Here is a 14,496-nt window from a genome sequence, read left to right on the forward strand (position 1 = left end):
AGCACCGTCCAGGCAGAAGTCAGCGGTTCCACCTTGCTCAGTGGCGAGGCCATAACGGTCAAGGCGCTGCAGGAAAGCGACATCCTGGCGGTAGTGCTTGGCGCCTCGGTCGCCGTGGCCGCCGGCGGCACGCTGGGCGCGGCCATCGGCGGCGGCGGCGCGTTGGCGCGCAACGTCAGCTCGGCCAGCGTCAGTGCGCACATCAGCCGCAGTGTGATCGACAGCGGCGCGCAGCCCCTGCAGGTGCTGGCCGAAGGACTGGCCCATATCAATGCAGTGGTGCTGGGCATGTCGGCGGCCGTGTCGGCCAGCCAGTATGGCGCGGCATCGGCCGCCATTGGCGTGGCCATGGCCGAAAACGTCATTGGCCATGACGTCAACAGCGCCGGTCAGGTGGTTGCGGTGGGCGCGGGCAAACCGGCCAACGTGATCCAGGCGCTGGTGGAAAATACCCAGGTCACGGCGGGAGCCGTGCGCGTCGAGGCGCGCAATGCCCGTCTGAAGACGGATGGCAGCGTCGAGCGCGAACAGCATATCCGCGCCGTGGTGGTGGCGGGCGCAGCGGCGGTCTCGGTAGCCTATGCGCCGCCGATCGTCGATGGGCTGAGCCTGTCGGTCTCGGCCGCCGGCGCCGGCGCGCGGGCAGTCAATCAGATCAAGACAGACATCACGGCGCGCATCAGCGATGCGAGCGCGCCCTGGAAGGTGGGCGGCATTGACGTGCTGGCGCTGGATCGCGCCCGCATCGACAGCCATATCTCGGCGGTGGCGTTGGCCGCTGCGGTATCGCTGGGCGGCTCGGCTGCCCTGTCCATCGCCGTGTCGCTGGCCCGGAATGAGGTCGCCAACACGGTGCGTGCCAGCATGGAGCGCATCGAAGTGCTGACCACGCCGGCCATCACCGTGCGTGCCGACAGCGCTGCGCACATCACCACGGTGGCGGTGGCGGTGTCGATCAGCGGCGCCTTCGGCGTGGGCGGCATCGCCCTGGCCGGCGGGGGCGCGCATGCGCGCAACCTCATCCGTTCGTCGGCTGCGGCGACGGTCAGCCATGCTCGCCTCAAGGGCGATGGACAGAACGCGCTGGTGGTTGACGCCGCCTTCCGTGGCGAGATCCGCGCCACGGTGGCGGTGGCCAGCCTGGCGTTCACCAACAATGGAGGGTCGCTCGCTTTTGGCGCGGCCCTGGTGGAAAACGAGTTGACCAGCGAGGCGGGCGCCAGTGCGCGCCTGCTCGACAGCACGCTGAGCAACATGGGCGCGCTCAAGGTGAGCGCGACCAGCTCACAGCTCATACGCGGGGCGGTTGGCGCCGGGGCGGCGGCCGTGGCCTATGAAGGCGTGGCGCTGGCCGGCGCCGGCGCCTCGGTGCGCAACACCTCGCGCGCCTACACGCGCGCCGAGGTCAAGAATCTGCAGCCGCAGCTGCCGAACCAGCGCGTGGCCGACAGCCTGACGGTCAAAGCCAGCAACCAGGCCACCCTGAGCGTCACGGCCGTGGGGGCGGCGCTGTCCGGCACGGCACAGGGTCTGGCCATCTCGGTCGGCGCCTCCTTGGCGCACAATGAGATGCTGGGCGAGGTCAGCGCGGTACTCGAGAACAGCAATCTGCTGGCGGGCCAGGGGGCCCAGTTGCAGCAGGTGAGCGTGCTGGCCGAAGACACCAGCACGCTCACCAGCACGGCCGTGGGCGCATCGCTGGGCTTTGCGGCCCAGGGCGGCAGCGTGGCGGTGGCCGCCACGGTGGCGCGCAACGTGGCGGCCCCGCTGGTACAGGCGCAGGTGCGCAACAGCCGCGTCGGCGTGAGCGACAAGGTGTCCGTCAAGGCCACCAGCAACAGCACCATCGACAGCAAGGCCGTGGCGGCGTCGCTGGCGGGCAATCTCGGCGGCGCAGCCGTCTCGGGCGCGGGGGTCGAAAGCACTCAGATCATTGCCAATGACGTCGAGGCGGCAATTCGTCAGAACTCGGTCGTTCAGGCCGGGCGCGGCGTGCTGGTGCAGGCCGACAACCGGGCCAGCATCACGGCCGTGGGCGGCGCAGTGTCGGCCAGCATCACCGCGGCAGGCGTGGGCCTGAGCATCGGCGTGACGCTGGCCGAGCATCGCTTTGGCAGCTACAGCGGCGCGGGCGTGAACCGCAAGCACGGCGCCCAGGCATTCATCGAGAGCAGCGAGCTGCGCGTCGCCCGGGGCGATGTCGAGGTGCTGGCTGACAGCCGGAATACCCTCGACAGCGTGAACTTCGCCGGCAGCGTGGCAGTCGCAGGGGCGGGCGGCTCGGCCGCCGGAGCCGGCGTGCAGGTGCGCAACGACTTCGCTGCGCAGACGCGGGCCGGGATCAAGGATTCGCAGGTCGAGGCCGGTCTGGCCACCGGCAAGGGCTCGCTGACGGTGCGGGCCGAAGACCACAGCATCATCAAGCGCGCTTCGGCCTATGGCGTGGCGGTGGCGGCATCGCTGCCGGTGCCGGGCGCAGGCCTGAACCTGTCGCTGGCCGTGACCCTGGTGGACACCGTAGTCAGCAATGTGGTGGATGCCGTCATCGATGTCGGCGGTCACAAACAGGTGGGCGCGGCCGATACGCTGGTCGTGCGCGCCCTGGAGAAGACCGAGCTCAAGGGCCTGGATGCCCTGACGGCCTCGGTGGCCGTGGGAGGCGGTCTTTCCGCCGCCGGCGCCGGGGTTCGCGTCACGAACACGACGCGCAACAAGGTCAGCGCCCGTCTGGAAGGCGAGGGCCAGATCGGCGCTCTGGCCGGGGTGGAACTGCTGGCGCAGAACCGCATCCTGGCCGAGATCGACCTGACCCAGGTCAGCGTGGCGGTCGGCATGATCGGTGCGGCCGTGGGAGCGGGCGTGGCCAAGAATACGGCGCGTGACGAGACCACGGCGAGCATCTCGCGCGCCACGGTGACCTCGCCCGTGATCAACGTCAAGGCCGATACGCAGGTCGATTTCAGCCGTACCCACACGGCAGGCGTGGCCGCCGCCCTGGGGGCGGCCGTCAACGTCAACGAAGCGTCGGTCCTGATCGACACCAAGACGCGCACCGAGGTGAAGGACGGCGCCGCGTTGAATGCGCCTTCCGTCATCGGCGTCGATGGCAGTACGCAGGCGGGGGTCGTCAACGTCAACGCCGTGGGCACCTACTATGGGCGCGCCTACGCCAAGGCGATTACGGGCGGCGTGGTCGGAGTGGGCGTGATGAAGGCCGAGACCCGGCTGGCAGGCTCGCTCGAGGTGGTCGTTTCCGATGCCTTGCTCAAGGGCGAGATCGTGGCGGTGGCCGCCAAGGGCAGCAGCGAGCGGGACGGTGAGGCCGGCCTGCTGGCCGAGGCCCGTTCGCTTGAAATCGGGGTGGGTACGGTGTCGGTCGACCGGGCCGCGCTCACCACCGCCTTGAATGTCGGCGTCGAGATCGCCAACGGCAGCCGGGTGCAGGGCACCCTGGTGTCGGTATCGGCCGATCAGCTGCAGAACGCCGATGTGCGCATGGACGCCGGCACCTATGCCCTGGTGGCCGGCCGCAGCGGCAGGATAGACGTCGATCTGGGCGGCCGGGCTGGCATCAATATGCATCACGGCGCCCAGCTGGTTGCCAACAAGATCGATATCCGCGCCAACCAGACCGTGCGCGGTGAATCGGTGCTGACCGGCTATTCGCTGAGGGCGGTTGGAGGCGATGCGAGCAAGCATATCGTCAAGATCCGTCCTGAGTCGGAAATCCTTGTCAGCGGCGGGCGCTATGCCGGCGCGACGCTCGATTCCGACGGCATGACCGTGATCCACGCCCAAGGCAACTATCAGACGCCCGGGATGCTGGATCTGGTAGCCACCAATGACATCGTCTACACCCAGAAAAACAAGATCACGGGGATTTCGGGCTTTGGCGTCACGCTGTCGACCAATCACCTGAGCACGGAGGGGACGCTGGCGCGCGTGAAGATCGACGGCGCCTTCCTGCGTAATGATTTCGGCGACGTCACCCTGGCGGCCAACACCCGTGGCGTGACCACCACCATCAGCGACATGCTGGTGGTGTCCGTTTCCAGCCTGAGCAAGTCCGACAGCAACAACCTGCTGACGGTGACCAATGCCATCGATATCGACAACGCCAGCATCGAAGGCGACAGCCTGGTGATCCTGGCCGGCAATGGCAAGGCCACCGACTCGCTGGCCTCGGGCTATCTGCTGGCCAACGACAACGTGTCCTTCACGATGGTCGGCGTCGCGCAGGTGCCCAAGGTGCAAAGTGGCGCGACGGCGCGCCAGGTCAACACCATTCTGATCGACGGCGGCGCCGGCGCGGGCTCGGTGCTGACGGCCAAGCGCAACGTGCACCTGGAAACCAATCCGTCCTCGCTGGATCAGGCACACGTCAACGGTTCCGTGAGTGTGATCGGGCTGAACCTGAATCCCTCCGTCTCGCTCGCCAAGGGCGTGGTCGATGCGGGCGCCAGCCGGGTGGCGACGGCAGGCAACACGCGAATCGTGGCCGGCGTGAACAATGCGGCCAATATGTTCATCGTGCCGGCGGAGCTTCTGGCGCAGTTGAGCCAGCAAGGCCTGAGCCTGCCGACGCAAGCCAATGGCGTGATTTCCTTCGATGCCAACTCGCCGCTGGTCAAGGCGATCCTGGAGCGCCTGCTGGGCGCGGGGATCACCAGCGGCGACGGCGCGGCGGGCACCATCAATATCGACGCCCGCTACGAACTGACCGCCTTCCTGCCCGAGGACATCCAGGTCAACGTGACCAAGGGGATGTTGGTCGAGAAGAACGGCAACATCTACAAGTACAGGCTGGACGAGAGCCGCAATCTCGACCTGGCGGCCGAGGACTACGGCGCAGCCCATTGGGAACAGGTCCAGGCGCCCACCACACAGCAACGTGAAGAGGCGCTGAGCTGGAAATTCGGCGCCGATACGGCTGCCAACATGGGCGGCCTGTACTTCGTGCTCAAGACGGCCGATCTGGGACGTCCGGTACTGCGTTACGCCAGCCAGCAGAACATCATCAGCGAACAGATCCGTGTGCTGCGCGACATGCAGTTCCAGCATGCGTCGGACCCGGCGGCCGTGGCGCGCTATCAGGCCAATATCGCCGCCCTCGAGCAGCAGCTGGGCACCCTCAGGATGGGCAAGGAGGTCGATGGGCAGCTGCGCTACCTGGACGCTTTCTCGACGTTCTATCTCGATGTGCCGGACATCTACGCGGCTGGCGGCTCGGTGTATATCACCGCGGCCGACACCAGCGGCGTGCATCGCGACGGCATCGATGCCCGCGCCAACACGCAGATCAACATCGTCAACGATTCGCCGATGCTGCTCAATGTGCATGACGCCGTGGTGCTGGATGGCACCGTCATCCGCCCGGGCAAGGACGGCACGCTCAAGGTGTTCCGTTCCGGCCACCTTTATATCAATGACAACTCGGTGAAAGGGGCTTCCGGCCTGGACACCGCAGAAGTGCGTATCAGCCAGTTCCAGCATGGCTGGGCGGCAGACCCGTTCGGCGGGGCGCTGGATGCCGAACTGTTCGAGCTGATGCTCAACGCGCCGCAGGATATGAGCCTGCTGGGCTCCATCGTGAACCCGCTGGGCAAGGTGTCGGTGGTCAACACCCTGGGCAGCATTACCGCGTCGGGCACAATCTCTGCCGAGAGCCTGGACATCGTGGCGCAAGGCAACTTCAGTCTGCAAAGCGAGGGTTGGGCCAATACCGGCACCGACCCCACCATGCTGGAGAAACGCTGGGCGGATGTCATCAGGCGCCTTCAGGAAGGCGCCAAGCGCACTAGCGCGGCGGAGAATGCCAAAAATTCCGTTCTGGCCTGGAACTATATCGAACTCAGCAGCTTCGATACCTACCTGAACCGCAATACCGCGGCGCGCGACTCCGGCATCTTTGCGCTGGGCGCCATCAATATTTCGGCACTCACGCTCAACATCGACGGCAAGATCCAGAGCGGCCTGACCGACGCCTACATCGTCATCGATGCGGATTTCCGCGGCGATGGCGACAAGCGGCTGCAGGATGCCAACGGCCGGGCCGTGACCGGCGTGAGCTACAGCGCCGACCGTGCGATGCGCGCCTTCGGGGCGATTACCGGGCGTTTTGATTACGCCACCCAGACCATCATCCTGGATCCGATCCGCCTGGCCGGCGGCAGCATTTCGCTCACCGGACAGATCGTGTCGGTCGGCAATGGCAACCTGGTGGTGGCCAACGGCTACGCGTCGGTGCACATCGACAACCAGACCCAGTATGCGCTGGTTACCGGCGAGATCGACGTCAGCACCTATCGGCGCGGGCGCATCGAGATCATCGACACCGCGCGCATGCAACGCGATCTCTATGAGATGGTCGGCGTCGACCAGATCCATCACACGGTCTGGAACAAGTTCAAACAGGTGACAGTGCCCCAGGCCACCCAGCCCAGCTGGATCTGGGTCTACGAGAAGGACGGCACCGAGAAGGTGGAAGGCCACCGCGTCGAGTCGGGCACGCTCACGGACGGAGGAACGACGTCGTTCCAGTACACGCCGCAAGCGGGCCAGACCATGGTGTGGGTGATGGGCTGGAGCTCGGGCGAGACCACGACCACGACGTACACGACCAAGCGCCTGAACCTGTTCGGCGACTGGGACCCCGCAGGCTGGCTGACCGACAAGAACACTACCGTCAAGGGCCCGGTGGTGGTCTATCACGACAAGCAGCCTGTGCTGGTGTCCACGGTGGTGGCCTATGCCGACGAAAGCAGCGTCCCGACTGAACTGCGCAACCAGCTGTTGAGCGCGGGCAAGCTGAACGACATGTTGCTGCCGAAGATGGTGGACGGCAGCGTCACGAGGGTGGTGGTGCTGGACCCGAACGGCCCCCACAGCCTCTTGGGCGTGCGCTATCGGATTGACGAGAGCGGACAGCGGATCAACCCCGACGTGTTCAGCGTGGCCTACCGCAAGTTCAATACGGATGTCATCGAGCGGCACGATGGTCCGCACGTCAGCGGCGGAGGCTGGCTGCGGACCAAGACCACCACGCTGACCGTAGTGGTCGAGAAAAAGCAGCAGGAACTGTTCACCTTCTATCTGCCGGCCTCGCAGCCGGTGACGGTGAGCTTCCTCGGATCGAGCAACAATCCGAATGCGGTCTACATCCGCAGCAACAGCGATATCACCCTGACCGGCAACATCATCGTCGGCGATCAAAAGACGGTGCATATCGAGGCAGGCGGGGCGAGCGGCGCGGCGTCGATCTTCACGCGTGGCGACGTCGGCATCATGGTGCGCGACCGCGATGGCCAGATTCCCGAGGGAATGCCGACCGTCAACGTCAAGGCGCTGGCGCTGGCAGGAACCATCCAGCTCAATATCCTGGGCTCGCAGGGCTATACCCAGGCGCAGGCGCGCGGCGACGTGAGGCTGAGCTATTTCTCGGCCGACGGCACGCGTTCTCAGGCGACGCTGAGCAAGGTGGAGTCGGCGCTGGGCGGGGTTTATATCAATGCCAGCAGCGGCATCTTCAGCCACGAGTCGGCCGGCGATGGCACGGTGGTTTCGGGTAATCGCATCGAGCTCAATGCGGGCCATGGCGCAATCGGTTCGGCCAGCCAGGCCCTGAACATCCATGCGCGCGAAGGGTTTGCCGCGCAGGCCGGGCTGGCCGGCGCCGCCGCCAATGCAGACAAGAACATCTACCTGTCTCAGAACGTGGCCGGCGCCGATCTGGTGCTCGTCAAGCCTAGCAGCTGGAGCGACCCGCAGGCGGCGGTGTATTCGGCCCTGGGCAGCGTGAGCATCGTGCTCAATGGCGGTTCGCTGCTTGACGGCGAACTGGCCGATACCCGCACGGCGACCGAGAAGGCCTACCCGCAGGTGACCGCCAAGATCCTGGCGGATATCCAGTCGCAGATCGGGCAGTACGAGCAGTACTGGTCGGGCGTGCGCGCCCTGAAGTCGGCGACGGTGCGCCTGGAAGGCAGCGGCGTCTTCCTCAGCACGCAGGCCGAAGCCAGCGGCTATCTGGTGCTGCGCATGACGCAGCAAGAGTATGCGGCGGCGCTCAAGGCGGCGGTCGACGGCCAATTGCTTGTGCGCCTGGTCTACAACAATACGCTTAATGGCAACGCACGCGAGGAACTGCTGGGTGTGCTGGGCCTGGTGCCCGGGTCGGGCAGCGATGGCACGTACCAGTTCACCTTCTCGGTCTACGACCAGGCGAGCGGCCAGTTGTCGGCCCCTCGCGATATGGCCGAGCTGGGTTATACCGCCGGCAGCCAGGGCGTGCTCTATGGCCCCGCTTATGGCCTCGCAGGGGTGACCGACCCGAGCGGCGGCAAACTGCCCGTGGAATTCACCACGCCGGGCGGCGCTTTGACGATCAAGTCGGGCTCGGACACGCTGCAACTGAAGTTGAGCACCGACCAGATCAAGGCCCTCATGGGCGGCAGGCTGCCTTCCAGCCTGAACGATTACCAGGAACTGCTCAATGCGCTGCGCGGCTACGATTTCGTGGAGATCGGCGGCCAGAAGCTGCTGATCGACCAGATTCAGGCCGTGGGCTCAGGCGTGTCCTGGCTCAGCGGCCAATTCGATACCGTGCTCATCAGCTTGAAAACGCCTTTCGTGGGCGATTTGACGGGCACCACGGCGGGCAGCCCGCGCGATGTGTCCTTGACGCTGGGCAAGGCCAATGGTGACGTATTCCTGGGCGGAGTCTATCAACAGGAGGTCACACCCGTGCGCCCGACGGTGCCGGGGGCAGGGTCGGCCTGGAGCGGTCCGGGCGCCAACGACACGGACGTATCGATGGACGTCATTGCGGCCATCGACCGCTACAACCAGGCCAACCCCGGGCAACCCATCCCGACGGGCCCCGGGTCGCTGTATGGACGCCTGCAGCATGGCGATCCCACCCAGCGCGCCGAGGTGATCGAACGCAGCCAGACTGGCAATACCCTGACTCTGCCAGGCAACAAGTTGGGCTGGACTCTGCCCTCGGGCGTGAGTTCGGTGGCCGACTATGAGCGCTGGATGAACGACCCTGCCAATGGGATGGTTGGCCAGACCATCATCTTCACCATTGGCGATACGGATTACGAGCGTCAGATTACGGGCCTGACCCTGGTCGGGGCGGATGGCAACCCGGTCACCTCGATCAATGCGGCCGGGGCCCATCTGGCCGTCAGCTTCGATGGCGACCCCATCACCTTGCGCAGCTACTACGTGGTGGATGGCGGCACGACGGTTGTCAGTGCCGGCTCCTTGCTGCCGGCCGCCTTGGGCTTCGGCCTGGGCGGCATCGAAAGCCGTGCCACCAAGCTTAGCTATCGCTTGCCGCATGGCATGAGCGCGACCGCGCTGCGCGAAGGCACGATGAAGGAGGATCGTGTCGGCTTGCCGGGCATGTTCTCCAACGGCAAGATCGTTTTCTATCGCTATGTCGAAAGCCTGGTCAATGGGCAGGCCGCCTATGGCAACTATGTCGACATCGGCAAGGAACTGAGCTGGGACCTGACCGCCAGCGACATGAGCGACACGGCCCGCCTGCAGTTTGCCAATGCAATCAAGCAGTTGATCAAGAATGGCGCCAGCCTGTCCCTGGCGGGCGAGGGGTTGGCGCTGTTCGACAACGGGACCATCAAGGTCGTCAGCGTGGTCGATGAAAATGGACAGGCGCTCGATGAGAACAGCCCCGATAGCGCCTGGCTCAAGGGCAGCCTGGTGTTCAGCGGCAATATCTACGCCTCGCAGTCCGAGCTCGAAGCCCTGGCGCTTGCGAACCAGGGCGCCGGCGGTGGCGCGGGCAGCGCGCCCAGCCTGAATCAGCTGCTGATCCGGGCTGGCATCCGTCTGGTCAATCACGCGGCGGACAGTGTTGCTCTCACGTCGCAGGGCACGGCCACGCTGGCCCTGCCGGGTCAGGACAGGTTGACGGTCGGCCAGCGCCTGGAGCTGACGTTCGATGACAGCCAGCGCCGCGTGGTCTACTACGTGAAGTCCATCGATGGCCGCACGGTCACGCTGGCCGCCAGCGCGGACGACGCCTTCGACGCCAGCGTTTCCGCCCTGACCCTGGAACAGATATTTGCCCAGTTGGGGACCACCACCCCGGGCGGCGTCAGCGTGCAACTGCTCGACTCCGCCGCCAGCGGCGCAAGCGTGCAGGGCCCGGGCAGCATCACGCTGGACCGTCTGGATATCGTGGCGGTGACCGATGCGCAGGGCAACATCACGCATTACCGCGACCTGCAGAGCTTTGACCGCGTCTACCTGAACGACTTGCGTTCTGCCGACGGCAAGCCGCTCAGCATCCAGGACAATGTCGCCTACATCGTTCTGGTCGAGGACAACAACACCATCCGTCTGTTCGCGTCCAAGGAAGACGCCGTGCTCTATCAGCAGATGCAGTTGCTGAACCAGACGGCAGAAGGCCAGCAACTGGTAGCCAGGCTGTTCACCGATGCCGGCATCATGCCCAGGCTGGTGGGGGGCTTCGGCCCGGGGGCCGTGCTGGGCAAGTTCACCGTCAGTACGCGTGCGGTGAGTTTCAGCGACGCCGAGGGCGTCATGAGCCCGACGATGCAGGCGCTGCACGAGCAACTGGCCGGCCAGGGTTACAACCCGGGCTACCTGCCTGCGATCCGCGACCTGGCCGAAATGAAGAACCTGGTCACATCGGTGCGCAACCAGGTGGTCTATGACTACGCCGTTGAGAAGGAACTGGCCCAGACGGCGGAGTACCACGACTACTGGCGCGCCCGCCTGACCTGGACCGCTTCCGCCGGGTCCACGTTGACATCGGTGGGTGACGGCCGATTCCAGCTGACACAGACCCACATCGTGGACGATGGCACCGGCCAGCGTCGAGCGCTGCAGACCGGCGATGAGGTCTTCCTGCGCAATGCCATGGGCGACGTGCGCGCCGATACCGCCTATTACGTCATTGTCGACAGCAATGGCGACATCCGCCTGGCCGAGACGCTGGCCGATGCCATGCTGTATCAGAGCGGGGCGCATCAGAATGCCGCGCTGCGCGCGCTGTATCCCGACATGAAGGAGCCCGTGACGCTGCACTTCTCGGCTGCCGATCTCAACGGCGCAGATGTCGTGCTTTACACGCGCGACTATCGCGAACGCAGCGATGTGCCGGCAGCCACGGCGCAGGAGCGCCTGGCTTATGGCGAGCATTACCAGACTGGCTATTTCTTCTATTTCGACAAGCCCACGCTGAGCAAGATCGAGAACAACCTGCTGTATCCGGTGTCCGCGGTCATCAATGCTCAAGTGTTTGATGTCGAGGGCAATCCGGAGCCGGTGGCCAGCGAACGGTTCCTGAATGTGAAGGCCGGGCGCGACATTACGTTGCGCACCTCGGGCGGGGGATCCATCGGCGCCTCGATGGGCGATTACATCCTGACCCTGCCGGATCTGAGCAACCTCAGCGAGGAAGAGCGCGCCAATATCTTTGACGCGCTTTCCGAGGCCGAGAAGGCCGTGCTTTCGCGCGCCAACGCATCCAACCTGGCGGGCGTGTATCACAGCCTGTATCGTTACATCGGTCAGGACGGCACGGTCCCGCTGGATCGCACGCAGGTGGACTTCAGCGACACCAGCCGTTGGCAGGCGTTCAAACCGGTCTTCTCCAATGATGCCGGCCTGGCCCTGGGCGAGAATCTCGCGGCCGGCAGCGCGGTGCAGTTCCTGTTTGCCGACCGTTTCGGCCTGTATGAGAACGCCACCGACCTGTTCATCTACAACAGCAAGCTCACCCAGGACGCAAGCGCTTCGGTACGCGAACAACTGGCGCGCAATATCGCCGACGCACTGGCCGCGGGCAAGCAGGTGGTGGACATCGGCGCAAGCCTGCTGGATCCGGTCTGGACCCAACTGGACGTGCCGTTCATGGCGCAGGACGGCGCCAGCCCGCAGAGCCTGCAGTATGGCGTGCTGGTCGGCGATATGGGCGATCCGCGCTACCTGACTCTCAGCCTGACGCGCTCGCTCGCGATTCAGGCCGAGCAGGGTGTCGTGTCGGCCTACAGCCAAACGACGGTCGGCCTGGAGGCGCCGCAGGGCGACCTGCGCATGGGCGACATTCATGGCGCCAAGGGTGTGATGGTCAAGGCTGCAGGCGGTTCGTTGCTTGGCACCGATCGCGGCAGTCTGCAAAGTAACGGCCAGGTCAGCCTGTCGGCGTCCGGCGACATCGTGGGCAGTACCCTCGATGGTCAGGGCGTCTACCAGCGCGACGCGGCCAAACACCTGCAACTGAGCCTGGCCGCGGGTCACGCACTCTATATCGAGGCGGGCGGGGTGGCGCGTGTGGCGCAATCCGGTCCGGTGGACCTGAACCTGGTGCTGGCCAGCACGCGCGGCACCGATGCGGCGGGCGTTTCCTATACTGCCGAAGCCAATCTGCGCGTGGGTCAGGTTATGGCGGCGGGCAATGTCACCTTGCAGGCAGGCCAGTCCATCATCAACGCGACCGCCAGCGGTCAGCGTCATCACGCCAATGTCACCCTGACGGCGATGGATGCCGCTGCCCTGGAAGCCCTCGGCTACGCCCGCGAAGTGCGACTGATGGCCGGCCTGAACATCGGTCTGCTGGGCGCGGATCTGTCGCAAGGCGGCTCGCCCATCCTGGTCAACCTGCCGGCCAACGACCGGCAGGCGCGCGTGAGCGCCCATGCCGGCAACCAGATCAATCTCTATGGCATGCACAGTTTGTCGCTGGGCGAGATCAGCGCGCAGAATCTCCAGGGAGAGCGGGGCGATATCCGCCTCTATGCCTTGGATGACATCCGCGACAGCGGTGCCGCCGCGTCGGCGGCGATCACCGGTCGCCAGGTCTGGCTGGAAGCATTGTCCGGCACGGTTGGCACGCAGCAACAAGCCTTGCGCATCGATCTTTCCGGCAGCCTGACGGCCTTGGCCGACGGCCTGCTCAACCTCAGCCAGGGCGGTGTGCACGATCTCGTGCTGGCACGGGTGGAGTCGCGCTCGCGGGCCGACGTGACGCTCAGCAGTCAGGCCGGCATCGTCAATGACAAGCAGGTGCATGCCGGCACGTCGGCGCAGCGCCAGGAGCCGGTCATCATCGGCGGCAGCCTGTCGTTGACCGCCAATGGCTCGATCGGCGGTTATGCCCAGGCAGACCTGGACGGCGCTGTCCAGAATGACGCGATCATAGTGGCTGCGGTCGGCGATCAGGCCAGCATCTCGGTGTCTGCCGGGGGCGATGTGGCCTTGATTCAGGCCGGCGAGGCCCGCGACAGCCAGGGGCAGATGCAACAACTGCATTTCAACGCGGGGCAGATCCAGGCGCGCAATCTCTGGTTGGCCGCGCGTGCAGGCAGCCAGGGCCAGGGGGGCGACATCCGCCTTGCCGCCGGTTCGACCGTGACCGTGGTGGGCATGGCCAGCCTGCTGGCCGCGGGCAGTTTCTCGGTCGCGGGTGCGCTCGGCAGCCAGACCGCGGCACAGATTACGGCAGGCCAACGCCTGACCGTGCGAACCGACAGGGACGACCGCGGCAGCCGCGGGCAGGCGGTATCGATGCATATCGACGGCCGGCTCACGGCGCCCGCGATGGCGCTCTATGGTAGCGCCACTGGCGCCAACACGCTGCGCATCGGGAGCCATGCCGAGCTGCTCGGCGGCGCGGTGCCCGATGGCATCTTGCGCATTCAGGGCGGCACGGGCGATGACGATTTCCTCATCGAAGCGCGGCGCATCGACCACCAGAACGTGCTGATCGATACATCGCTCGGCAACGACCTGGTCCAACTGAGTCAGACGACACTGGGTGGCAACCTGTCCGTAAACGCGGGTGAAGGCGACAACCGGATCGGCTTGGCGGAAACGACGGTGACGGGCCGGGTCAGTCTGACCACGGCAGGCGGCGACGATCTGATCCGCCTGTCACAGACGGATATCGGCGGCACCCTGGATATCGTGGCCGGCGAAGGCGACAACACGGTGAGCCTGGATACGGTGACGGTGGGCGGTGATGCGTCCATCACCACCGGTGCCGGCGTGGATGCGATCACGCTGGTGGACAGCCAGTTGCTGGGCCAACTGGCGATCGCTGCGGGCGACGGCAGCAATACCGTTGACCTGACCCGTGTCTCGGTGGCGAAGGCCACGCGCATCACGACCGGCAAGGACGACGACAGCGTCACCCTGCTGGAGACGGATATCGGCGGCTCGCTGGCAATCGAAGCGGGTGACGGCGCCAACTCGGTGAGCCTGGATACGGTGACGGTGGGCGGTGATGCGTCCATCACGGCGGGTGCCGGCGTGGATGTGATCACGCTGGTGGACACCCAGTTGCTGGGCCAACTGGTGATCGCTGCGGGCGACGGCAGCAATACCGTTGACCTGAGCGGTGTCTCGGTGGCCAAGGCCACGCGCATCACGACCGGCAAGGATGACGACCGCATCACCCTGCTGGAGACGGATATCGGCGGTTCGCTGGATATCCTGGCCGGC

1 protein-coding gene (cut by a window edge) is annotated in these 14,496 nt (G+C 65.8%); it reads left to right on the plus strand.

Annotated features, from left to right (window positions below):
* The coding region annotated (locus A7V84_RS21155) for a DUF4347 domain-containing protein (RefSeq protein WP_204246497.1) crosses the window boundary (this coding region is incomplete at its 3' end): on the plus strand, nt 1-14,496 show 14,496 of its 27,342 nt. The annotated region extends 12,846 nt beyond the left edge of the window.

It is taken from the genome of Bordetella trematum (assembly GCF_900078335.1).
In the GTDB taxonomy this organism is placed as follows: Bacteria; Pseudomonadota; Gammaproteobacteria; order Burkholderiales; family Burkholderiaceae_B; genus Bordetella; species Bordetella trematum.